Below are 23556 nucleotides of genomic sequence, written 5' to 3'. Positions count from 1 at the left end.
AGGAGACCGCTGGCCTCAGGATTGAGCGGGCGGCGCGGCCTGCGCGGCGACCAGCTTTTCGACTGCGTCGACCAGACCCTTCACCGATTCGGTGTCGAAGTTCGGGTCGCGGTCCGGCATCGTGATCTTGAAGTGGTCTTCGATCTCGAAAATGATCTGCACCGCATCGAGCGACTGGATTTCCAGATCCTTCAGGGTCGCGTCCGGGGTGATCTTGCTGCGATCGATGCCCGATTCCTTCGCGATGATGTCGAACACGGTGTCCTGTACGCTGCTCATTCCACGTCTCCAAGGTTTCGTCGCGCGACGACGGCGGCGACGCGGGGGTGCGGCTGGCCGGCATGATCGCCGGGTACGCCGCGTTGTTCAAGCACGGTCGCAACATTGCCACCCGGGTCTTGATCGGCTCGATCTTCGTGGTCGACGCTGTAATGCGGCGCGGGCATACTGCGCCGCCACACCCGCAAGCGCCGAATGGCGCCGCCCCCGAAAGGTCATCCGATGTCCGCGACCGTGGTCACGCTGTGGCTGCTCAACATACTGCTCGATACTTTCGGGCAGCTTTCCTTCAAGGCGGCCGCGGTCGGGCCGGATCTCGGCGATGGCCTCGCGCGCTGGAAGGCCATGGCGGCGCGGCCATGGATCTGGTGCGGCATCGCCGCCTACGTCGGCGAGTTCCTGGTCTGGCTCGCGTTCCTTTCGCTGGTGCCGCTGTCCGAGGGCGTGCTGCTCGGCTCGATCAACATCGTCGCGGTGATGATCGCCGGGCGCCTGCTGTTCAACGAGCGCTTCTCGCCGCTGCGCACGCTCGGCATCCTGCTGATCGCCGGCGGCGTCGCCGTGGTCGGGCTCGGAGGCTGAGGCTGATCCCATGCGACGCTTTTATCTGATCGGATTCCTCGTGCTGGTCTGCTTCGACACGTTCGCGCAGATCTGCTTCAAGCTGACCGCAAACCATGCGATGCCGCCGGAAGCGAACCTCGGCTGGGTGCTGCGCGTGCTGTCCTCGCCGTGGGTGTATTGCGCGATCGCCTGCTATATCGGCGCGTTCGTGAGCTGGATGACCTTGCTCGAGCACGCGCCGATCGGCCCGGCGTTCGCGGCTTCGCATCTGGAGGTCATCAGCGTGATGGCGCTGTCGGTGGTGATCTTCGGCGAGCACATCGGCGTGCCGCAACTGCTCGGCAGCGCGCTTATCATCGCCGGCATCGTCTGCCTTGCGATCAGCGAAACCGATGGCGAACAGCCCACCGCGCCGCACTGAAATTCCGCCCACCGCGGGCCTGCCGCCGCGCTGGCGCGATCTGGCGTCGCTTGGCGGTTCATCGTCAGGCGGCGATCTCGCGCATCGAGCCGCACAGTTCCTGCAGACGGACACGGTACAGGTCGAGTGCTCGGGCACGGCGAGCCTGGTCGTTGCATTGGCGGCCCTGCATCGTCTCAGTGGCCGCCGCGTGGTCGTCGTGCCGGCCTACACTTGCCCGCTGGTTGCGCTCGCGGTCGCCCACTGTGGGCTGGAACTGCGTCTGTGCGATCTCGCGCCGGGTTCGATCGATTTCGATGCGGGCGAGCTTGCGCGGGTCTGCGATCGCGATGTGCTCGCGATCGTGCCGACGCATCTGGCCGGCCGCATTGCCGACATCGACACGGCGTTGGCGATCGCGCGCCGTGTCGGCGCGTTCGTGATCGAGGACGCTGCGCAGGCGCTTGGCGCTCGGCGCGACGGGCGTCCGGTCGGCTTCGAGGGCGACGCCGGTTTCTTCAGCCTCGCGGTCGGCAAGGGCCTGACCACCTACGAAGGCGGCCTGCTGGTCGCACGTGATCCGGAGTTGCGTCGCGAGTTCGCACGAACCAGCCGCGAGATCGTGCCGCGGCGCATCGGCTGGGAGCTCAAGCGTTCCCTGCAACTGCTCGGCTACCACGCGTTTTACCGACCGTCGCTGCTCGGCCTGGCCTACGGCGCGCCGTTGCGCCGCGCACTGCGCCGCGGCGACCCGGTCGCCGCGGTCGGCGATGATTTCTCGCTGCCGATCCCGCTGCACACGCTCGGTCGCTGGCGTCAGTCGGTCGGCGCGCGCGCGTTCGCGCGGCTGCCGGAGTTCCTCGACGCCTGCGCCGCACAGGCGCAGCGGCGCCGGGCGCAGCTTGCACGGATCGCCGGCATCGATGTCGTCGACGATCCGAGCGGCGCGCAGGGGGTGTGGCCGTTCCTGTTGCTGCGCCTGCCCGACGAAGCGACGCGCGATGCGATCCTGCGAAAACTCTGGGGCGCCGGCCTTGGCGTCAGCCGGTTGTTCATTCACGCCTTGCCGGACTACGGCTATCTGCAGGACGTCGTCGGCGAGCAGGACGCGCCGAACGCGCGCGTGTTTGCGGCGACGACGCTGACGATCTCGAACAGCCCGTGGCTGCTCGACGAGGAATTCGAGGCGATCCGCGCGGCGCTCGAGTCCGTGCTGGCGCGGCGCGTTCCGTAAGCCCGATCAAGCCGCCGCAGCGCGCCGCAGCGGCATCGGCGTCGCGAGAGGCCGATGTCAGGCGTCATCGAATGCTCAGCGCCTGACCAGATACAGATCCTGCAGCGCCCACAGCAGCCCGACCGGGAACGTCGTCGTGTGGAACGCGCCTTCGACGACCTTGCCGTGCAGTTTCAGGTTCTTGTACTTGCGCGAGGCCAGGCGCTTCAGCATCGCGGCCTGGTCGGCCACCATGTTAAACGTGTCCTGGCATTGCGAGGGCGCGGCGCCGCAGCCGCCCGGGTATTCGGTGGAGCCGATCGCCATGTAGAGGTTCGCTCGCAGATCGGGATGGTTCGCGGCGTAGGCGGCCTCGGCGTCGAACATCGCGCGCCGGTTGTACCAGAGCGAGGTGCTGGTCAGGATGTAGTTCTGGAACAGTTCCGGTTCGTTGAACATTACCCAGATGCCGAACAAACCGCCGAACGATTGTCCCGACAGCGTGCGCCGGCGCGGATCGATGCGGTAGGTCTTCTCGACCAGCGGCATCGCCTCGTTCTTCAGGAAATCGAGGTAGGCGCGCGCGCCGCCGGTGGCGTGCGGTTTGTTGCGGATATCGACCAGCGGGGTCAGGTCGCGCTCGCGGCTGACGATCGGGTCTTCATCGTGTGCATAGGACACGCCGACCAGGATGAAGTCCTCGAAGGTGCCGTGATTGAACGGCACGCGCGTAACGCCGGATGCGACCTGGAACGTGTATGGCCCGTCGTTGAGATAGAGCACGGGATACGAACGCTTGGCGTTCTCGGGTTGGTCGTAACCCGGCGGCAGCTTGACGTAGAGGTCGTAGCTTCGTTTCAGCGCCGCCGACGTGAGGGTGCGCACGGCGCTGTGCTCGATCTGGAATGGCGGCGCGGCCTCCGTTTCCATGGCAGGTTGCGGCTCGGCCGCAAGCGCCGGCAGCAGGGATGCCGGTGTGATCGACAGTACGACGGTCAGCAGCAGGCGGTACGGAGTCCGTTCCATTTCGTTTTCTCGTGATCGATCGTGGGATTCGGCGGCCGGCGATTGTAGCCGCCTTCAACGGCTCGCCGTGGCGATGTGTTCGAGCAGCCGCAGGTTCAGCGCGTGCTGCTGCGCCTGCCAGGCGGCGAGCTGCGCCGCGTCGATCTCCGGCTGCTCGTCGAGCGCGCTGAGCTTGCGCTTCCACCAGCTGCGGTAGCGGTAGGCGGAGATGTCGCCGGTGATGTCGCTGCCGATGAGGGTTCCGGCGAGCCGGTCGATCACGTGGATGAGATCGGCATCGCTCAGCCGGCCCTGGTCCCAGTTCGTGCGTGCGACGTCCGGGCTCAGGACATCCTTGTCGATGGAAAGGTATACCGGCCGCTTCGATGCGCCGCGCTCGTCGATGAATCGTTCGATCAGCGCGGCGGGCGTGTCGAACGCGCGAAACGCGGATGCGAGCCCGAAACGTGCGGCCCAACGCGTGTCGACGCCGACCGTCCAGTAGCTCAACTTGCCGCGGCGCAGCGGCGCCAGATAGTTCTCCCACGCGTGGGCGGCGGACACATCGCCCGAGCTGATGCCGAGCACGTGCACGTGCTCGACGAACGGCAGCAGCGCGACCTTGCGCACCCACGAGCCGCAGTGCACGCCGAACGGAAAGCGCATGTTGTCCGGATGGTTGTCGAACACGACGATCTCGAAGGGACCGTCAGTAGCGCGACGTTCGATCAGCGGCCAAGTCAGGTGATGATAGTCGCCACTGCCGAGGAACACGGTGCCATGCGCGGCTGGCAGGCGGCTCTCGATGACGGCGCGCACTTCGCGCAACCGGCGCAGCGAGCAGCCGAAACGGATCGCCTCCTGCCAATCGGCGAGATCGATGATCGTCGCGCCGGGCAGCGCGCCGACCGAGCGATCGAAATCAAGGACGATCGGCGCTTTCAATGTTCGCTCCATCCGCTGATTTTGCATCGGCCCAGCTGCGATCGCTTTCGAACTTGCCGGCAATGCGGCGCAACAGCGCGCGCAGAAGCCGGCTGCGCGGACGCACCGCGTGGCGCGTGAACGTGAAGCGTGCGCCGAGGTAGGCCTTGATCTCAGGGTCGGTCCAGCCGGCGACGTAGCAGGCGAGGTGGCGGCGCCGCGCGTAGTCGAGGTTGTGCATCCAGCTCACGAAATACAGATTGTGCTCGCGCGCGGCGGGGTAGGCGAAGCCGACGTACTTGTCGACCAGGGTCTCGCCGACGACGAAGCACAGGTTCCAGCCGATCATGCGGCCTTCGTGGCGATACACGAAGACGATGCCGCCACTTGCCGCATCCTGCAGCGCCGCGTCGAAGAACGCACGGCTGAGCCGATCGAAATGGATCTCGCTCTTCGCGTAGACCTCGAGGTACAGCGCGTAAAACGCATCGCGCACACCGGCATCGCCGAAGAACGCGCTGCCGGCCGGGATCTCCTCGATGTCGAGCCCGGCGCGCGCGCGCAGCTTGCGGCGGATGTCCTTGCGCCGGCTCGCGGAAAGCCGCGCGAGGTAATCATCGATCGATTCGAAATCGATCGGCACCCACGCCAATGCCTGGCCTTCGAGCAGCACGAAGCCGGCCCGCTCGCAGGCGGACGCGATCGCACGTGCCTGGGCATTGCTGGCCTGGTCCAGCAGCGGCGATTCCTGCGGGATGTCCTTGACGATCAGGAACGGGTGGCGGCGTCCGTGCTCGGCGAGCCATTCGTGGGTCATCGTTTCCGCATCGGCATCGGCGGGAAACAGCGCGTATTCCGATACCGTGGTGCCGATGAAGCAGGTGCGCGGACGCAGCAGCCGGCTCCAGAAGCGGTACAGCGGCAGGGCGGTGACGCGGCGTCGCAGGTCCGCGTCCGCTGTGGTCAGCAGGTCGAAACGCGCGACGAACGCGGGCGCACCCGACGTCGTCGTGAATGCCGAAAAATCCTCGGGCGGATGCGCGAGGAAATGGTCGACGAGTGCGCGCGGTTCGAGCAGGTTGCGGAAGGCGGGCGCGGTCCGAGATGCGCGCGTCGGCATCAGTCGATCGCGGTGGCCATGCTGGCGCCACGCGGCACGTCGAGCGGCTTGCGGTCGGCGATCTGCTGGAAGAACGTCGCGGACTGCTCGATCACCTTGCCGCGTTCCTGGTCGACCGTGACCATGTGGTAGCTGTTGTCGAGCAGCAGCGACTCGACCGGAGCGCGCACGCCACGTTCGATGATGCGCACGTTGCGCAGGCTGGCGACGTCGTCGTTCGAGGAATGCGCGACGAAGCACGGCGCGCGCACGCGACCAATGCGGTTGCGCACATGCACCGAGAGTCGCTGGAGTTCGGCCAGCGAGGGCCACGGGAAACCGGCGAGGCCAGCAGCCTGGCTGTCGCCGCTCAGCATCGCGCCGACGATGCGGTTGCGAATGCGTTCGTCCTTGATGCCGTAGGGTTCGGTTTCTGCGGAGCTATTGCGGCGGCCGATGCCGAGCGAGGTCAGCAGCGGCAGCAGGAACGCGAGGCGGCCGATCGGCGGCGTCGCCCATCCATCATGGAAGAACGTGGTGCCGTACAGGCCGAGCCCGTCGACCTCGCGCGGCCGGTCGATCGCGAGCTTCAGCGCGAGCACCGCGCCCATCGACAGCCCGGCCACGAACAGGTGGTCGACCTGCTCGCGCAGACGGTCGGCGGCCTCGACGACGCTGGCATACCAGTCCTGCCAGCCGGTCGCGAGCAGATCGGCCTCGTCGCCGCAATGCCCGGCGAGCTGCATGCCGAGCACGCTGAAACCGGCGCGGTGGAGACCGTTGCCTACGAAACGCATCTCGGTCGGTGTGCCGGTCAGGCCGTGGATCAGCAGGACGCCGGAACGGCCGCCGCTCAGGTGGAATTCGGAGGGTTTGATCATGGACTGCGGATTTGACATGACGGTTTGCGGGCATCCGTTGCAGCGCATGGGCTCGCGGGCCGGATAAATGCCTGTGACAGCATGATTCGGTCATCTTTCGCCCGGCTTTCATCCGGACCGTTTCGGACGACGTTGGCGCGCTGCTTGCTTGGTCCGGTGCATTGCAAAGGAGGCTGCCATGGACCGTCTCGTCCATCTGTACCAGGTTTCGCTCTCCGGCTTGCGCGTCGCGCTCCCGGTGATTGCTGCGCTGGTCGCGATACGCCCCGAGCAGACCTCTATTGCTTCCAGCATCCCCGGCTTCGGGCCCTGCAAGAGCACGTTCTGCAAGGCCGAGCGGCGATCGCCGGCGTCACGCCGCAGGCCCCCCCAGGGGCATCAGGCGCCTGATGCGTCGATTGTCAAATTTGCACAAGTCTCGTCAGGAGTGGCCGCATGGCTTCGACGTACCTGCACGAGATAAGAGTTGCGTAACGTCATCTGATGGATACAGCGAAAGGACATTCATGAGCTACGACATTCTGAAGAATCTCGGCCTCGACCACCTCGATGCGAAGTCGCCGGATTTCCTGAAGACACTCGAGCGCATGCAGCGCGAGGCATGGGAGAGTCTTCAGCAGGATCAGCACAACGTTCCGTCACGGAACGCGACCGAATAGCGCTGGATTCCCTGCGCATCGCTCGTACCACTTCGGCGTTTTCAGCGTCTCGCCACGCCCCTTGCGATGCATGAATCCGTGGGCATCGTCTTGGATGCCTGATAGCCGCGCCATGGGCTGTTCCATCGCCTATCCCTCACGTGACCACTCCCGCACCTGCGGCAGCGCCTTAGGGAAGGTCTGAACAAGTCAGAGCTCGTCATTCCGGCGAAGGCCGGAATCCAGTTTTTCAACGAGTTGCCGTAGAGCTGGATGACCAGCCTACGGCTGTTGAGAAGCGCCTCCGGCTTTCGCCGGGATGACAGCTTGTTCAGAGGTTCCTTAGGCCTTATGGCTGTACCTCAAAACCGTCGGCGAAGATGCGATCGGTGACTAGCGAAATTGTCTGTGTTACCTCAGGCGCAGCAGCGTAGGTTCCGTTACCCGGCTGATCGGCAGCGATGATGCAATCACCGCCGCTCAGCATGGTTACGGTGGAGCCGGAGACCGATCAAGCGGCTGTTCGCAGACGTGTTTGATCAGAGACTTCAATAGCGCGATGCCTTGGAATGTCTATCGACGGTGACAACCGGCTCGCTCTCGTTCGAGAGCGAGCCGTCCGTCGAGGAGCTCAGTACGTTACGGCGTCACCGTGAACGAAATCGGTCCCGCCAGCACGGTGTAGCCGTCGTTGTAGCAATACCAGGCAGCATAGTTGCCGGCAGCCAGGCCGCTCGTACCGAAGCTGACTTGGCCGCTCGGGCTCGGTGTGTATTGCCAGGAGATCGATGCTTGCGAGCCCGGCGCGACGCCGGCGGGATAGATGCCGACCCAATTGGTCGAACTGAGGTCGGCGGCGATCGTCGTGTAGTTGAAGACAATCGTGCTGCCGGCGGCAACGCTCGGCGTAGCGGTCGCCAGAGTCGGGGTAGGCGGCGGCGCCGTCGGCGTGAAGGCATCGTTGATTGGCTGGGCGTATTGGTCGTTCGCCGTCATGGATGAAAGACCAAGCGCGTATTCGATCGTGCGGCCGACGCTGTAGTGGTTGTAGCTCGCATGGCTGACGTAACCACGCTGCACCAGTCCTTGCGAATCGACCAGGATGGTGGCGATGTGGTTGGTGCCGCGCGTTGCCGATTCGTCCCAGGTCAGGATCAGCAGCGATCGTTGGTTCTTCCATGCCGGCGAATTGAACAGAGGCTGGAATGTCTGTTTGAGCCATCCGTCCTGCACCCGCAGACTGGCGGGCGAGCCGTTCCCCGATGCTTCGCCGTCGTAGTAGTCGTCGGCGGACAGCCAGACGAAATTCGGCGTGGTCGCCGTCGCTTGCAGGTCGATGGCGAATTCGCTCAGATCCAGCAGGTGCGCCTGGCACCGCGCCTTGTTGGTGCTGATGTCGGTGAAGTTGATGAACGGAAGATCGTCGGGCGCGAAGTACGAATCGCTGCTGCTCAGGGCGCAGGGCGAGCCCATGCCTTGCTCGTAGCCTTTCCACGTCTTGCCGACAGCCTCGAGGCGATCGCCGATGTTGGGTGCCGAGACATGGATGTTCGGATAGTAGATGGCGCCCTGGACGAAATTGTCGCCGCCGGCGATGGCGAGATAGTTTTCGTCGCTGGGATGGTAGGTGCCGCTCGCATTGGCCAGCAGCGTGCCGCTTGTTGCAAGGCCGTTGATGAACGGCGCATCCGTGGTATCGCCGATCACGGCCGAGTAGTCGGTGTTCTCCATCATGACCATGAAAACGTGATCGAAGGCCGGCACGCTCGAGGCCGGTGGAGCCAATGTCGGCACCGGCATCGGCGTGGACAGGGTCAGCGACAGGTTGTCGGCATAGCCGACGTTGTAGGAACCGGAGGTATCGATGAACTGCAGCAGGACCGATATCGAACGCGTCCCGGTCGGGACCTTGTTGGTGATCGAACGAGACAGGAACGCATTGCTGTAGCCGCGATCGGCTGCCGTAACGGCGGGCAGTTGAGCACTGCTGCCCAGCGATTGGCCGCCTGCATCAAGGAAACTCGCCGTGACGATGGCTTGGCCGGCGTAAGAGCCCCAGCCGCCGAGCCAGCCGGACAAGGTGTAAGTCGTCGATCCGCTGTCGATGGCAGAGCCGGCGACGGAAACGTCGATCGTCTGCGTCAAGGCGGAATCGCCGTAAGGGCCATCGGCGATGAAAGCGTTCCCGCGAGAGGGCGTGCCCGGCGTCGAGAAGCTGCCGATCGAGTAGCACACCACCACCGGGCTGCCTTGCACGACGGTCCAGCCGGGAACCGTGGTAACGGCGCTCCAGTCGCCCGTGCAATGGCCGGCCTCGCCATCGCCGCCAACAATCAGGTTTCCGCTAGTGGAAGCGACTGCCGCAGCGCTGTATGCACATGCCGCCATCGCCACCAGGACTGCCCCCCATGCAACGATTCGAAATCCTTTCACGGTCCACCTCTCTCTTGTGCGCGCCCGGATCGGGCGCGACGCGAGTATTGGGTGACGGTGATGACATGCAGATATAACGTTGATTACGCCGAGATATCGGCGATGTTGCGCGCGTCGCAGCGGCTGCCGCAGGGCCAACTCCTGTGGGCAGGCGCGTCGCCGGGCGTATCGCCGATGCTGCACGAGTTCGCGGCAAGTTAACGCTTTGAATCGAAGCAGCGGCTCAAGTAGTTGTTTTCATATGCCCGATGAGCTTCCCGCGGGATCTTACTCACAGAGTTACTCACGAGCACGTGATACTGAGGTTTGTGTGCGCAATTTCCAGTCCGTGAATTCGGACAGACGCAGGCCATAACGAGCCACGTTGCCCTCGTGAAGGTGATGGAGTTCATTGGCAACCATCGCCACGAAATCAGGCAGGTCGCCCTCAGCAACAAGAGCGGCCGCGTGCTCGCGAATCGTTTCCGATTCGATGGGCTGTATGTTGCGCACGATGATTGCCACCACGTCCCTCAGTTGTGTGCGATAGCGCAGGCGTAGCGGATCCGGCTCCGGCAGCGCGTCTCGCAGAACGGTGTAGCGCTGGCAGGATCTTTCATAAGCCCAGGTGAATACGTCGATGAGCAGTTCGATGCGATTCAACTCATAGACGCCGAGTACGGCATCGGCATAGCTCCGTTCCGGAACATCGACGAACGACAGCGGTGCGAGGTTGCTGCGTATCACTGAAATGTTCGCGCCTAGACGCGAGACGCGCTTGTTCACATCCTCGAAAGGCTGCAAATAAGGGATGTGGGCCATGATGAAAAATGCTTGCTCGAACGGATCGGCGATTGCGTCGGCCTTTGCCAATATCTGGCGGAAGAATTCTTCGATCTGTTGAGGAATTGCGAGCGGCTGATAGACGGTTCCGGTGATGTCTACGGGTATCGTGCGAATCCGGCCTGATGCTCCTGGATCGGGCAGCAGATTGTCTGACAGTAGCGCATGCAAGTTGCAAAATGTGTAAGCGTTGAATCCGATCTCGTCGGCGTTTTCCACGAGCATTTCTATCGCGGCTTTGTGATTGAGGATCATCTGCGCTTCGAGTTGATCCTTCCCCGCCGCAAACATTCCGAACTCGATCAGGTTTTGCGTGTCCAGTCGCGTGTAGGTATTTCCTTCCAGGCGGCTCGACGCCCACGACAGGTCGACGAGTAGCCGGTTCAAGATGTGCCGCGCATAAGTACCTGCTGGGCGCTCGCCAACGGGCGAACGGCCGAGTTCATGCAAGCGCTGTCGTATGGGTTCCGAAAGGTAGTTCGTCGTGTTGGGGATGTAGCCGTCCAAAAAGGCGCTGTTGTACCCAACCGGTGTGCGCGCGGCGATTGGTCGCTGGACGAGCATGCGAACTTCCGCCCCCGCTGCCGACAGCGGCACGTAGTTTTCCGCAGCGGCAGGCGTGCCAGGCTGACCTTCAGGGCGGACGATCTCAGCAGTCGACGGCGGCACAATGCGATAGCGAATCGCGCGACCCCGCCCTTCACTGAGCAGGCGACCACGTTTTACGAGTTCCGCGAGCCGTCGCTGCAGCGATCGGCGGGGCGTTGTGGCGAGCGCCTTTTGCAAGGCCTCTATGCCAACTCCCTCCGGATGTTGGGCAACGATCATGTGGACTGCGGCAAGGTCTTCTGGAGGAATGAGCTTGGGCACGATGTTCTGCTTATGTGGCGCGCAAGCAGTATCGCGCCGCATAAGGCGGCGCGCAACTTGAATCGCGCCGAAAAAAACCGCTCTATGCGGCGCGATTAACCGACAAACTTTGCTAGTCCCCGTCGACGACTTCGTAGCTAGGTCGCGGCTGCAAGCGTGGATATGCGGATTCGCGGCTAGTCCTCAAAGCCGTCCGCAAAAATCTCGTCGTCGTTGTTCTGTCGCTCGTACGCGCCGATGTCGGGCCCGAAACCCACGCTTCGCGAATAGCCAAGGCCGCGCTGGTCGTCGAACAGCGAGTTCACATTGTTGCCCTGGTCCACCGCCGAACTGAACGTCGACAAGGCATTCGTGCGCGTCGGCCCACCGTGATTGCCGAGCATGGCCAGATGAGGATTTGCCGTGACCGTCACCATGCCGGACGGAAGGAAGGCATCGGAGTGCATGACCAGATTGCGTGTGCCGCTGACGGTCGAGCTTGCCACGTGCAGGTCCGCGGCGCTGCCGGAGGTGGTCGCGTTCTCCGCGACAATCGAGCTGTGCATCACCAGGCTGTTGAAGACCGCTATCGACAGGCCGCCGACACCCGACGCACTCTGATTGAACGCGATCGTGCTGTTCAGTATTTTCAGGGACGCTTGGAAATACGTGGCGATGCCGCCGGCACCGGTCGTCGCCACATTGGCGGAGATCGTGCTGTTCGTGATGGTTGTCGACCCGTTGCCGAAGAAGGAGATGCCGGCGCCGGAATCGGCATGATTGGAGTCGATCGTGGACGCGGTGATCACCGCATCTCCCGTCCAGATGCCGCCGGCCCCGCTGGACGCGTTCGTGCCGGCCACGGCCGTGTTGTTGCTCACCGTGCTGTAGTAGGCATGCACATGGCCCGCGACGATGCCTCCGCCATGCGCCGAGTACCCCATATCAGACGAAGAATCGGCACGGTTGCCCGACACCGTGCTGTTCGTCAGCGTCACCAGCCCCAGGGCGTAGATTCCGCCGCCGCGTGCTCCGTCGGCGTTGATCGCACCGCTCTGCTGCTTCGCGATGCAACCGCTGACGACGGAATTGGTGAGATTCACGTTGCTGTTCGAATAGATGCAGCCGCCTTTCACCTGCGAGGACGTGCCCAGGTATTTTCCCGAAGCGATCATCAGGTGATCGATAGACAGCGTACCCATCTTGAACAGGGGGGAGTGCGCAAGCACGCGGTAGTTGTCCCCGCCGGAAATCGTCATCGGCGCATGCGGCGGCGACGGACCCTGCAAGGTCAGATTGTTCACGCCGATGTTGATCTGGCCAGTCGTCAATGTGATTGAGCTGCACGACAGCGCACTCAGATCGATCACATCGCCGTTGGCCGCGCCCTTGACGACCTGCCGCAACGAACCCGCGCTGTTGTCGTCGGCGCAATTGGTGACGGGCAGGATGCTCGCCAGCGCGGGCGACGTCTGCGCGCCCAGCGCAAGTGCCGCCGCCAGACACACAGCCAAGGGTTTCAGACGAGAGCGAAGCCGGTGTTCCGAGTGGATGACTGGCATGCCTGCACCCTCCGCAGGTGGATTTATAGCGCAATGTACGGATCGAGGCGGATCGCACTCACATGAGAACGACCGACGCGCGGCAATCCGAACAGGCGACGAGGCTCGATGAGGGAAAGTCCGTTCGTGACCCGGCGCACGAGCGGCTGATGACGGCGGCGGACTTGCTTTCGCTCTGGAGCGCCCCATCCTGCGGACACGATCGACCCGAGTTGGAGACGCCATGCGTGCGCTGTTCGTTACGATGTTGTTGCTGGTTGCAGGAACTGCACATGCGCTGCCAGGCGTGGAGGATGTGCAGTCGGCGGTGCGTCGCGGCGACTATCCAGGAGCCGAATCGATGATGCGGCAGGTGATCGCCGCGAAGCCGGAGAACGCGAAGGCGCACTACGTCCTGGCCGAGATCCTCGCGCACGAAGGACGCAGCGACGATGCGGCGCACCAAGCCGCGACCGCGCGGCAACTGGATCCCGCGATCCATTTCACCCAGCCCGAACGCTTCCGCCAGTTCGAGTCCGAGCTTGCCGCGGCAACGCGTCAGGCACGTCCGATCCGGATGGAGCAGGGCGGCGGCACGCGCTCGGGTTCGAGCGGATTCTGGATCCTTGCGTTGCTCGCGATCGGTGCACTGTTCTTTCTGTTCCGGCGCGGCCGTCCGTCGATCGCAACCGGCTACGGCAACGCAGGTGTTCCGCCAGCCGGTACACCGTCGCCGATGCCCGGCATGCCGCCCGGCTGGACACCCGGCGCGCCGATGCAGGGATCCGGCGTCGGCAGCTCGGTCGCAGCGGGCCTGGGCGGCCTGGCGGCCGGCATGCTGGCGGAACACATGATCGAGGGCATGACGCATCATCACCCCCAGGATCCGGCGTCCGGCATCTTCCCGTCGGCCGGGGCCGACGCGGCAGCCGACGACGAACTCCGGCGCCGACCGATCGATTTCGGCAACGACAGCGGTTGGGGATCGGACAGCGATTCCTCGGCGTCGAGCAGCGGCGGCGGCATCGACACCGGCGGCAGCGACGACTGGACCTGACGAGCGTCTACGGCCGTACGAGCCTTGCGCAGCGGATGAATCCGTTGTGCAAATCCATGGACTTGTTGTGGTGGCCGGGGACGGAATCGAACCGCCTACACGGGGATTTTCAATCCCTGAAAATGCGATTTCACGCCATCCAAAGAAGTCCAGCGTTTTCGCGTAGATCGTTGAAAGTGCTTGTTTTAGGCGTCCTGTGGCATCCAGGTCGATTCCATGCGATCTTGTGCGAAACGGGCACCGAACGGGCACCAGAATGGACACGGGGATAAACGGCGGACACGGAAACAAGAAAACGGGCACCGGTGCCCGTTCGCAAACCGGCGCGAAACGTGCGCTGCTGACGCCGCGCGGAATCGCCGCGATGAAGCCTGGCGAATGGGCCGCCGATCCTGCGCCGCGTGGCGCTGGCGTCCTGCAAGTACGCAAGCTGGTGAATGGCGAAGCCGCGTACTACTACCGCTACACCGCACCGGACGGCGAGCGCGTTCGCGTTCCCATCGCGGCGGGTATCGAGCTGGCGGAGGCGCGCAAAATCGCTGCCCGGTTGTCCGGACGTTATCAGGCGGGCGATCGGGACCTGCGCGACGCGCTCGATGCCGAGCAACGCGAAGCGACACGCTTGCGCGAAGCCGCCCAACGCGAGGTCGATGCCGCCGCCGAGCAGAAGCGTGCAACGCTTGCCGCGTTATTGACCGCCTACGTGGAGCAACTGAGGCGTGACGGCAAGCCGAGCATGCGGAGTGTGGAGCGGGCGCTGCAGCGTCATGTGGCCGACGCATGGCCCACGCTTTGGAACACGCCGGTAGCGGAGATCACGACCGACGATCTGCTGGCCGTGATCGCGCGCGTCGCGGATGCCGGCAAGTTGCGGGAAGCCGCCAAGGTGCGCAGCTACCTGACTGCGGCTTTCGCGGCCGGCTTGCGTGCGCGCCAGGACGCGCGCGGATTGCCGGCGTTGCGCGCGCTGCGCATCACGTCAAACCCGGCTCGCGATCTGGTGACGATCGAAGGCGCGACCAATGCGCGTGAGCGCGCGTTGTCGGTGGCCGAGCTTCGCGCGTATTGGAAACGCATCTCCGCCTTGCCCGACCCCGCAGGCGCGCTGCTTCGCTTCCACCTGCTGACCGGTGGCCAGCGTACTGAGCAACTCGCGCGCCTGACCACGGCGGACCACGATTCCGACGTGCAGACCGTGCGCCTGCGCGACGGCAAGGGTCGGCGCAAGGTCGCGCGTATCCATGACGTTCCATTGATTCCCGAAGCGTCCAGGGCCATGAAGGCCATGCGCGGTGGAGCACTCGGCCCCCACGTCTTCACCGTGACCGCCGGCGAGTCCGGCGCGGTCTACGCAACCGTTCAACATCGGGCGCGTGAGGTCGCCGCGGCGATGGCGGAAGCGGGCGAACTGGAAAAGGGACCGTTTACCGTAGGCGACCTGCGCCGCACCGTCGAAACCCGGCTGGCAGCTGCCGGAGTAGGCGTCGAGACTCGCGCGCAGTTGCAGTCTCACGGGCTCGGTGGGATTCAGGCGCGCCACTACGACCGCCAGGACTACCTGGCCGAGAAGCGCGCTGCGCTGGAAACACTGCACCGGCTGGCGACGGGCGCTGCGGCAAGTGTGACGCCTATCAAGCGCAAGACACGTTGACGGAATACATATAATATGCATACTAACCCGAACGGAATCGAGTTCGACCCTGACAAGGCAGCGGCCAACCTGCGAAAGCATGGCGTGAGTTTTACCGATGCCGCCACCGTGCTGAACGACCCCGAGGCTTTGATCATGGAGGACGATTCCGAAGGCGAGGCGCGCTATCTGGCCGTGGGCATGGACGCATCGGGCCGCGTGCTGACCGTTGTCTACACCGTGCGTGGCGCGCACATCCGCCTGATTTCTGCCCGCCGCGCCACCGCCAAAGAGAGAGCCGCCTATGCGCAGTGAATACGATTTCAGCAATGCCAAGCGGGCGAAGGACGTGCCGCATCTGCAAAAACTCAATGCCGGGAAAACCCGCATCACGATCATGCTGGACAATGACGTGCTGGACGCGTTCCGCGCGCGCGCCGAATCCGAGGGGCGGGGCTATCAGACCGCCATCAATGAGGTCCTGCGGTCCGCGCTGGATTCCGACAATGCGCCGGTCACCGTGGCTGCCCTGCGTCGCGAGCTGCGCAAGGTGTTGAAGCCCGGCAAGGCGGCATGACCTAGCTCCGGTCGCCTACCAACCGCGTTCAACGCGGCATATTGCTAACAACCGAAGAGCAACCGCTATCACCGCCATCCTCGCCGACATGGACAGCGAGATCGCCGCGCTCGATGCCCGCCTCGCCAAGGCGCGCCAGCTCAAGCAGGGCATGATGCAGTTGCTGCTGACCGGCGCGATCCGCCTGCCCTTGGACACGGCGTGAGCGGTCGCGGCCGGCCGTTGCAGATGCCGGTTCGCCCGTTTGCAGATCGCCAGCCCGCTGTTTGCAGATGCTGCCTCGCTTGACGGTTCGGCAAATGCTTGGCAAGAAAGGACTTTTAAGGATAGATTGCAGATCCTTTAGAGGTTCCTTGCAGATAGCCTGACGCCATGGCGCACTTTACCCACCACGACCTGCGGCTGCTGAACCCGGCGTTTTCCTCGCCGCTGCTGGACGTGCTGACCGACTTGGAGCACCTGCGCCGACTGGACCTTGCGGGCACCACGCCGTTGCCGGTGTTCCTGCAGCTCAAGCAGGTCTTCCACCTGCTGGAAAGTCTCGCCTCGGCGCGCATCGAGGGCAACCACACCACCCTGGCCGACTATATCGACGCGGCGGTGGCGCCCGTGGGCGCGCGCGGCGAACAGTTGCACGAGATCGACAACATCGAAGCCGCCATGGACAACGTCGAGGCCACGGTCGCGCCCGGCGCCGAGATCACCGAACACCTGCTGCGCGCCCTGCACGCGACCACGGTCGCCGGATTGGCGCGCGAGGGCGACCGCACGCCCGGCGCCTACCGCAGCGGGTCGGTGCAGATCGCGCAATCGGACCATCTGCCGCCCGAAGCCGTGCGCGTGCCGGAGTACATGGCCAAACTGGTGGCCTTCATCAACCGCGCCGATCCGCCCAAGTACGACCTGATGAAGGTCGCGCTGGCGCACCACCGGTTCGCCTGGATCCATCCCTTCAGTAACGGCAACGGCCGCGTGGTGCGTTTGCTGACCCACGCGCTGCTGCTCAAGTACGGTTTTCGCGTCAGCATCCAGCAGGGCGTCGTCGGCCGTTTGCTCAATCCCGCCGCGGTGTTCTGCGCCGACCGCGCGCGTTACTACGCGATGCTGGCCGAGGCCGACACGGGCAGCGATGCCGGCCTGGAGGCTTGGTGCACCTATGTGCTCGGCGGCGTGCGCGACGAGCTGAACAAGCTGGACCGGCTGGCCGACTACCAGCACCTGCAGGCGCGCATCCTGCTGCCGGCGGTGGCGTATGCGCGCGAGCGGCAACTGGTCACCGCTCAGGAGGCGACGGTGCTCAACGCAACGGTGAGGGCCGGCGTGGTCAAGGCCGGCGACTTGGAAAGTGTCTTGCCCAGGCTCAGCGCGTATCAGCGCACCTATCAGATCCGCAAACTGGTGGAGAGCGGCATGCTGCAACCGATCCGGCCCAATGCGCGCCAGTACGCGATCGGCTTCAGCCACAACCTGCTGTTGCGCGGCGTGGTGCGCGCGCTGACCGATGAGAGCTTCATCCCGCCGGCGTTGTCGGCGCCGACAGGGGACGCGGCGTGAGCGCGGTCGGGCAGAAGGCTCCAGCAACGGCTGGCAACAAGCGTATCGACCTCGATGCTGTCCACGCGCGAATCCAGCAGGAAGGCGCGGACGCGCTGCTGGCACGCGGCGAAGCGGCGGCGCTGATCGCGGCGCGAGTGAAGGACCGGCACGATTCTGCGCGAAGCGCGCGCAACCGTATCGCAATGCAATTGGATCGCGCGCGCAAGAACGGCGGCGATGCGACGACGGGTGGCCTTGCGTGCGTTAGCGATGGACGCTTCACGACCGACGAGATCGCGCGTTGGGCGGGAAGGGAGTACCCCGGTCTTTTTGACGATCTGCCGACGAAACCACGCGCTGCGCGCGGCATGTTGAGCGATCGACTTCGCTTAGGCAGCGACTCCTATTGCGGCGACGTGTTGCCCGGAACCATCGATGCCTGCCACGCGCTGATCAGGCAGCTCCGCGACCAACGCCTGCAGGAATTGCGCGACCTCGAACGCGCCAGCCTGGAACGAAAACGCCAGCTTGCCGCCAACTTCAAGAAGGTGAACACAAATCGGCGCTCCCTTTGGTGCGCCCGTTCTGTGTTCACATAATGCCGTAGCCGTCCCCGCCCATCCCGGCGAAGCACAGGACGGCCACCATGCAACCCACGTTTCCCGCCACGCCCCGACAGATCCCGCTCGGCCTCAACGCGGATTCGGCCACCCCCGGCGAGACCGCGCCCAGCGGTTCCGATGCAGTGCCGAGCCGGCCCGCGAGGTCCGGCCGACGCGCGGCATCCGTTGACGGTCACGGTCCGGACCGTTTCATGCGGCGTCCGGAAGTCCAACGTGCAACCGGCCTGAGCCGCAGCTCCCTGTACCGCCTCATTGCCGAAAAGGACTTCCCGCCAGCCATCCGCTTATCCATGAACACGGTTGCGTGGCTGGAATCCGAGGTCAACGCGTGGATCGGCGCCCGCATCGCAGCGAGTCGAACGCAGGCGGCTCGCACATCGATGCGCAATGTGCGGAAGTGAGTCGTGTGCAAACGCCTACCAAACCCACGCTTGGCGAAGATCCACCGCAGCTACACCGTGGACGAGGCAGCCCGCTGTTTCGGTGTCCATCGCAACACGGTGCGCCAATGGATCAAGCGCGGCCTGCCAGTGTGCGACGACAAGCGCCCGACCCTGGTCCTCGGGCGCGATCTGGCCAGCTACCTGCAGGTGAAACGCACGATCAACAAACGGCCGTGTCGGCCGGGTCAGATCTATTGCGTTCGATGCCGCGCGCCGAGGAGTCCGGCTGGCGACATGGCTGACTACATCGCGTCGAGCGCCACGAGCGGCCGGCTTGTGGGCATCTGTCCGGACTGCGATGCACTGATGAACCGGAGGGTCAGTCTGGCCAACCTGCTGCAGGTTGGTGGCGAATTGGTCATCACGATGCCGCAAGCACATTCACGCATAGGCGATACCCACCATCCCTTCGTGAACAGTGACTTCAAGTGAGGACCAACTGACCATGTCAAAGCACAACGCCAACAACGAGCGAATCAAGCGCCAGTACTACGCGTACCTCAAGGAGGCGCAGCGCTATAGCGAGCCCACGGTCGATGCGGTCGCCAAGGCACTCTCGAGGTTCGAGATCGACACCCGATCGCGAGACTTCAAAGCCTTTCACTTCGAACAGGCGATCGCATTCAAGCGGCGCTTGGCAGAGCAGCGGAGCCAGCAGACGGGCGAACGACTGAGCAAGGCGACAGCCCATGCCACGCTAGCCCACCTCAAACGCTTCTTCCACTGGCTGGCCGGGCAACCCGGCTACAAGTCCCGTCTGCAGTACTCGGATGCGGACTACTTCAACCTGTCAGACAAAGATGCGCGTATCGCCACTGCACACCGCGAGCCGCTGGTGCCCACGCTGGAGCAGATCAAGCATGTGCTCGCCACCATGCCGGCCGGCACCGACATCGAACGGCGCGACCGCGCCCTGATCGCGTTCACCCTGCTGACCGGCGCGCGCGACAGCGCGATCGCCTCAATGAAGCTGAAGCATGTGGACGTGGAGGCCGATCTGGCGCGCCAGGACGCTCGGGAGGTGAAGACCAAGTTCAGCAAGACCTTCACGACCTATTTCTTTCCGGTTGGCGAGGAGGTTCGATCCGTCGTCGTTGATTGGGTCAATCACCTGCGTATGGAGCGGCTCTGGGGGAACGATGACCCATTGTTCCCGGCGACGGAAGTGACAGTCGGATCTGACCAGCACTTTCGAGCCTCAGGGCTTCGGAGGGACTGCTGGAGCAGCGCTGAGCCGGTCCGCGCGATATTCCGCTCCGCGTTTGCACTCTCAGGTCTTCCGTACTTCAATCCGCACAGCTTTCGGCATACCCTCGTCGGTCTAGGGCAGACCGTTTGTCGGACACCCGAAGAATTCAAGGCATGGAGCCAGAATCTCGGGCATGAAGGCGTGCTGACTACGTTTTGCAGCTACGGTACGGTTAACGGCCAGCGGCAGGGGGAAATCTTGAGGGAGCTGTCTTCGCCAGCGGCGATGCCTTCTACTCATGTAAGAGAGCTCGCAAAGGCGATAGCAAAGGAAATGATTGGCGCAGCTCGCACCCAGGCAAGTGGCCTCGGGGCTCCGTCCGTATGATGGGTAGGTGGGCTTCGATTAGGGGTTTCGGGCAGACGGGGGCGCGAGGGGGCGATGGCGGGGGTATCCAACTTCAGTGTTTTGCGAGGATATGAAGAGCAGCTGTGGCGCCTTGGCGCGCTCGGCGAGCGCTACTTCGCGGAAGACCCAAACACCTGCTTGATCAAGTTGCGACAGTTCGCCGAACTGCTCGCCCAAACGCTAGCCGCCAAGTCCGGCCTCTACCTGTCTCCCATTGAGTCGCGGCAGGAGTCGCAGCTCGATCTCCTGCGCCGCCTTCGTGGTGCGGGGGTACTACCGAACGAACCGTTCCAGATGTTCGATGCCGTGCGCCGGCTTGGCAACGATGCCAACCACGCGTTGCATGATGAACACCGTTCCGCCCTGCAAGCACTCAAGTTCTGCTGGCAGCTGGGTGTCTGGTTCCATCGTACCTTCGGTGATCCGGAGTATCGCTCTGGCCCATTCATCCCCCCTTCGGCGCCGAGGAATGAAAGCGAGGAACTGCGCGCAGAACTCGAACGATTAAGCCAAGCTGTCGCAGCCGACCATGCGGCCAATGCCCAGCTCAGCGCTGAACTCGCCCACGCCCGTAACCAGCTTTCGACGCTCGCCGAGGAACGCGAGCTCTGGGAGCAGATTGCTTTGGAGGCCGATCGCGCCAAGGCCGAACTCACCGCGCAGTTGGCAAGATTGCAGGCCCAGTCCCAGACCACAGATCGCGCTGGTTTCATGTCCTTCGCGCAGGCCGCTGGCGTCGCGGCTTCCAAGGTCCATCTGGACGAGGCCGATACTCGCGAGCTGATCGACCAGCAGTTGCGCGAGGCCGGATGGGAAGCGGATTCGGTGAACCTGCGCTTCAACAAAGGAACACGCCCCGCGCGAAATCGCAACTTGGCCATTGCCGAATGGCCCACCGACAGCGGGCCGGCCGACTATGTGCTGTTTGCCGGTCTGACCCCGATTGCGACCGTCGAGGCCAAGCGGCACAACCTCGACGTTTCAGCCGCGCTGCAGCAGGCCAAGCGTTACAGCCGCGGACTCAAGGCGACCGCCGAGGTCGTGTTGCCAGAGGAAAACTGGGGATCGCAGCGCGAATACCGCGTGCCGTTCGTCTTCTCGACAAACGGCCGCCCCTACCTGCGCCAGCTGGAAGCCAAAAGCGGCATCTGGTTCTGCGACCTGCGTCGTGCGGACAACCTGTTGCGACCGCTTAATGGCTGGTACACGCCCGATGGTCTGTCCGAACTGCTCAAGCGCGACGAGGATGCAGCGCATGCCGCGCTCGCGCAGGCGCCGTTCGACTACGGGTTCACCCTGCGTCCGTACCAGCAGGAAGCCATCCGCACCGTTGAGCATGCGATCGCTGAGGGCCAGGCGGCGATGCTGCTGGCGATGGCCACAGGCACCGGCAAGACCAAGACCTGCATTGCGCTGATCTACCGCCTGCTCAAGACCCAGCGTTTCCGCCGCATCCTGTTCCTGGTCGACCGCTCTGCCTTGGGCGAGCAGGCCGCCAACGCGTTCAAGGACACGCGGATGGAGAGCCTGCAGACCTTCGCCGACATCTTCGGCATCAAGGAGCTGGACGAGCAGACGCCCGACGGCGACACCAAGGTCCATCTCGCCACCGTGCAGGGCATGGTCCAGCGCGTCATGTATGCGAGCGACGACAACCCCGCTCCGCCGGTGGATGCCTACGACTGCATCGTCGTCGACGAATGCCATCGCGGCTACCTGCTCGACCGCGAGTTGTCCGAGGGCGAACTGGCCTTCCGCAACCATGACGACTACATCTCCAAGTACCGTCGCGTGCTCGACCACTTCGACGCGGTCAAGGTCGGCCTGACCGCGACCCCGGCACTGCACACCTCACAGATCTTCGGCGCGCCAATCTTCACCTACAGCTATCGCGAGGCCGTGATCGACGACTATCTGGTCGATTACGAGCCGCCCTATCAGATCAGGACCAAGTTGGCCGCCGACGGCATCACCTGGCAGGTCGGTGACGTCGTCGAGTTCTACGACGTCCGCAAGGCCAGGATCGACCTGTTCGAGGCGCCGGACGAGATCAAGATTGCCGTCGACGAGTTCAATTGGGCGGTCATTACCGAAGCCTTCAACCGCGTCGTGTGCGAGGTGTTGGCCGACGAGCTCGATCCGACTTCGCAGCGCAAGACGCTGATCTTCTGCGTGAACAATGATCACGCCGACCTGGTCGTCACGCTGCTCAAAAAAGCCCTGGCCCATCGCTGGGGCACCGTCGACGACGATGCCGTGATCAAGATCACCGGCGCCGCCGACAAGCCGCTGCACCTGATCCGCCGCTACAAGAACGAACGTAACCCCAACATCGCGGTCACCGTCGACCTGCTCACCACCGGCATCGACGTGCCCGAGATCTGCAACCTCGTGTTCCTGCGCCGGATCAACAGCCGCATCCTGTTCGACCAGATGCTCGGCCGCGCCACCCGTCTGTGCACCTTCGACGACGGCGAGCAGAAGGAATCCTTCCGCGTGTTCGACGCGGTGCAGCTGTTCGAAGCGATCGGCGACATGACCGACATGCGTCCGGTGGTGGTCGACCCGAAAATCGGCTTCGGCCAGCTCATCGACGAGATGATCGGTGCGGCCTACCCGGAATACCGCGAGATCGCCCGTGACCAGTTCCTCGCCAAGCTGCAGCGCAAGAAGCGCCATCTGTCCGACCGTACGCTGCAGGATTTCGAGACCTGCGCCGGCATGTCGCCCGCGATGTTCGTCGATCACCTGAAGAAGCTGCCGATCACGGAAGTCGCCGCCTGGTTCACCGCTCATCCCGGCCTCGCCGAGCTGCTCGACCGCAAGGGCGACCGGCCGCGCCCACCGGTGCTGATCTCGCGGCATGAGGACGAGCTGGTCGAGGTCGCCCGCGGCTATGGCAGCGCGCAGCGGCCGCAGGACTACCTGCAGCAATTCCGCGACTTCGTGACCAGCCAGGGCAACGCGATTCCCGCGCTGACCACGGTGCTCACCCGGCCGCGCGAACTTACCCGCAAGCAACTGCGCGAGCTGAAGCTCGCGCTGGACGCCGCCGGCTACACGGAAACCCACCTCGACATTGCCTGGCGCGAGACGACCAATCACGATATCGCCGCCAGCATCGTCGGTTACATCCGCCAGGCGGCGATCGGCGACCCGCTCAAGCCGTTCGGCGAACGCGTCGACAACGCCCTGCACACGCTGCTCGCGGCGCGTGCGTGGACCGGGCCACAACGCGACTGGCTGAAGAAGATCGCCGCGCAGACCAAGGCGAACGTCGTGGTCGACCGTGCCGCGATCGACGACCCCGACCAGTTGTTCCGCAGCCAAGGTGGCGGTTTCCAGCGGCTCGACAAACTGTTCAACGGCCAGCTGCAGGACGTGCTCGACGACTTCAACGACGCCCTCTGGGCCACCCCGCAAACCGCCTGACCCGATCGGGTCA

General features: G+C 64.2%; 22 protein-coding genes. 14 read left to right on the top strand and 8 right to left on the bottom strand.

The features are described 5' to 3' along the window. Nucleotides 1-15: 15 nt before the first annotated feature. On the bottom strand, nucleotides 16-279 hold the full coding sequence (locus ABD002_RS17795; RefSeq protein ID WP_343793590.1) for an acyl carrier protein: 264 nt from the start codon (nucleotides 277-279) through the stop codon (nucleotides 16-18). 222 nt (nucleotides 280-501) lie between these two features. Here ABD002_RS17795 and ABD002_RS17790 point away from each other — a divergent pair, with 222 nt between their 5' ends. Genes ABD002_RS17790 through ABD002_RS17780 form a run of 3 tightly spaced genes read left to right on the top strand, consistent with a single transcriptional unit; the run spans nucleotide 502 to nucleotide 2477 of the window. Next, nucleotides 502-861 carry an EamA family transporter gene (locus tag ABD002_RS17790; protein ID WP_343793588.1) on the top strand — a complete coding sequence of 120 codons (360 nt, stop codon included), beginning with the start codon at nucleotides 502-504 and terminating at the stop codon, nucleotides 859-861. A 10-nt stretch (nucleotides 862-871) separates the two neighbouring features. Next, complete coding sequence (locus tag ABD002_RS17785) at nucleotides 872-1264, top strand: DMT family transporter (protein WP_343793586.1); 393 nt, start codon at nucleotides 872-874, stop codon at nucleotides 1262-1264. Further along, on the top strand, nucleotides 1236-2477 hold the full coding sequence (locus ABD002_RS17780) for a DegT/DnrJ/EryC1/StrS family aminotransferase (protein WP_343793584.1): 1242 nt from the start codon (nucleotides 1236-1238) through the stop codon (nucleotides 2475-2477). Before ABD002_RS17785 ends, ABD002_RS17780 begins: the two co-directional genes overlap by 29 nt. A gap of 75 nt (nucleotides 2478-2552) precedes the next feature. Here the strand turns inward: ABD002_RS17780 and ABD002_RS17775 are convergent, their stop codons facing one another. Genes ABD002_RS17775 through ABD002_RS17760 form a run of 4 tightly spaced genes read right to left on the bottom strand, consistent with a single transcriptional unit; the run spans nucleotide 2553 to nucleotide 6365 of the window. Next, a complete protein-coding gene (locus ABD002_RS17775) occupies nucleotides 2553-3482 on the bottom strand; it encodes an alpha/beta hydrolase (RefSeq protein WP_343793582.1) in 930 nt (309 codons plus the stop codon). Between the two features lie 54 nt (nucleotides 3483-3536). Then, the gene (locus tag ABD002_RS17770) at nucleotides 3537-4418 is read right to left on the bottom strand and encodes an arginase family protein (protein WP_343793580.1); all 882 of its coding nucleotides are present in this window, start codon (nucleotides 4416-4418) and stop codon (nucleotides 3537-3539) included. Continuing rightward, nucleotides 4384-5505: a peptidogalycan biosysnthesis protein gene (locus ABD002_RS17765; RefSeq protein ID WP_343793578.1), complete on the bottom strand. Its 1122-nt coding sequence runs from the start codon at nucleotides 5503-5505 to the stop codon at nucleotides 4384-4386. Before ABD002_RS17765 ends, ABD002_RS17770 begins: the two co-directional genes overlap by 35 nt. Next, nucleotides 5505-6365, bottom strand: coding sequence for an alpha/beta hydrolase (locus ABD002_RS17760; RefSeq protein ID WP_343793576.1), 861 nt, complete (start codon nucleotides 6363-6365; stop codon nucleotides 5505-5507). Before ABD002_RS17760 ends, ABD002_RS17765 begins: the two co-directional genes overlap by 1 nt. Nucleotides 6366-6871: 506 nt before the next feature. On the opposite strand from ABD002_RS17760, the gene ABD002_RS17755 reads away from it, so the two are divergent. Continuing rightward, nucleotides 6872-7024 carry a hypothetical protein gene (locus ABD002_RS17755; protein ID WP_343793574.1) on the top strand — a complete coding sequence of 51 codons (153 nt, stop codon included), beginning with the start codon at nucleotides 6872-6874 and terminating at the stop codon, nucleotides 7022-7024. A 618-nt stretch (nucleotides 7025-7642) separates the two neighbouring features. Here the strand turns inward: ABD002_RS17755 and ABD002_RS17750 are convergent. The 3 genes from ABD002_RS17750 to ABD002_RS17740 all read right to left on the bottom strand — a co-directional run bounded on the left by ABD002_RS17750 (nucleotide 7643) and on the right by ABD002_RS17740 (nucleotide 12615). Continuing rightward, complete coding sequence (locus tag ABD002_RS17750; protein WP_343793572.1) at nucleotides 7643-9436, bottom strand: alkaline phosphatase family protein; 1794 nt, start codon at nucleotides 9434-9436, stop codon at nucleotides 7643-7645. 279 nt (nucleotides 9437-9715) lie between these two features. Further along, on the bottom strand, nucleotides 9716-11128 hold the full coding sequence (locus ABD002_RS17745) for a Fic family protein (protein WP_343793570.1): 1413 nt from the start codon (nucleotides 11126-11128) through the stop codon (nucleotides 9716-9718). Between the two features lie 176 nt (nucleotides 11129-11304). Continuing rightward, the gene (locus ABD002_RS17740; RefSeq protein ID WP_343793749.1) at nucleotides 11305-12615 is read right to left on the bottom strand and encodes a choice-of-anchor Q domain-containing protein; all 1311 of its coding nucleotides are present in this window, start codon (nucleotides 12613-12615) and stop codon (nucleotides 11305-11307) included. A 277-nt stretch (nucleotides 12616-12892) separates the two neighbouring features. Between ABD002_RS17740 and ABD002_RS17735 the strand changes: the two genes are divergently transcribed. From ABD002_RS17735 to hsdR, 10 genes are all read left to right on the top strand, one after another. Next, a complete protein-coding gene (locus tag ABD002_RS17735) occupies nucleotides 12893-13705 on the top strand; it encodes a tetratricopeptide repeat protein (protein WP_343793568.1) in 813 nt (270 codons plus the stop codon). Nucleotides 13706-13961: 256 nt separating this feature from the next. Beyond that, nucleotides 13962-15356 (top strand): tyrosine-type recombinase/integrase, encoded by a 1395-nt coding sequence (locus tag ABD002_RS17730; RefSeq protein ID WP_343793566.1) that lies wholly within the window; start codon nucleotides 13962-13964, stop codon nucleotides 15354-15356. Nucleotides 15357-15371: 15 nt separating this feature from the next. Further along, nucleotides 15372-15650: a BrnT family toxin gene (locus ABD002_RS17725; protein ID WP_343793564.1), complete on the top strand. Its 279-nt coding sequence runs from the start codon at nucleotides 15372-15374 to the stop codon at nucleotides 15648-15650. Continuing rightward, nucleotides 15640-15912 carry a BrnA antitoxin family protein gene (locus ABD002_RS17720; protein ID WP_343793562.1) on the top strand — a complete coding sequence of 91 codons (273 nt, stop codon included), beginning with the start codon at nucleotides 15640-15642 and terminating at the stop codon, nucleotides 15910-15912. The genes ABD002_RS17725 and ABD002_RS17720 overlap by 11 nt, the downstream gene beginning before the upstream one ends. A gap of 450 nt (nucleotides 15913-16362) precedes the next feature. Continuing rightward, nucleotides 16363-17466 (top strand): Fic family protein, encoded by a 1104-nt coding sequence (locus ABD002_RS17715; protein ID WP_343793560.1) that lies wholly within the window; start codon nucleotides 16363-16365, stop codon nucleotides 17464-17466. Further along, on the top strand, nucleotides 17463-18047 hold the full coding sequence (locus ABD002_RS17710) for a hypothetical protein (RefSeq protein ID WP_343793558.1): 585 nt from the start codon (nucleotides 17463-17465) through the stop codon (nucleotides 18045-18047). Before ABD002_RS17715 ends, ABD002_RS17710 begins: the two co-directional genes overlap by 4 nt. A gap of 47 nt (nucleotides 18048-18094) precedes the next feature. Next, on the top strand, nucleotides 18095-18472 hold the full coding sequence (locus ABD002_RS17705) for a helix-turn-helix transcriptional regulator (protein ID WP_343793556.1): 378 nt from the start codon (nucleotides 18095-18097) through the stop codon (nucleotides 18470-18472). 30 nt (nucleotides 18473-18502) lie between these two features. Continuing rightward, nucleotides 18503-18946, top strand: coding sequence for a helix-turn-helix domain-containing protein (locus tag ABD002_RS17700; protein ID WP_343793554.1), 444 nt, complete (start codon nucleotides 18503-18505; stop codon nucleotides 18944-18946). 13 nt (nucleotides 18947-18959) lie between these two features. Continuing rightward, nucleotides 18960-20090 (top strand): tyrosine-type recombinase/integrase, encoded by a 1131-nt coding sequence (locus ABD002_RS17695; RefSeq protein ID WP_343793552.1) that lies wholly within the window; start codon nucleotides 18960-18962, stop codon nucleotides 20088-20090. Nucleotides 20091-20144: 54 nt separating this feature from the next. Further along, on the top strand, nucleotides 20145-23543 hold the full coding sequence (gene hsdR, locus ABD002_RS17690) for a type I restriction-modification system endonuclease (RefSeq protein WP_343793550.1): 3399 nt from the start codon (nucleotides 20145-20147) through the stop codon (nucleotides 23541-23543). Nucleotides 23544-23556 lie beyond the last annotated feature (13 nt).

Origin of the sequence: Dokdonella soli, assembly GCF_039523175.1 — a bacterium.
Lineage (GTDB): Bacteria > Pseudomonadota > Gammaproteobacteria > Xanthomonadales > Rhodanobacteraceae > Dokdonella_A > Dokdonella_A soli.
Note: the sequence above shows the minus strand (reverse complement) of the source record. Positions and strands in the feature narration are given on the sequence as shown.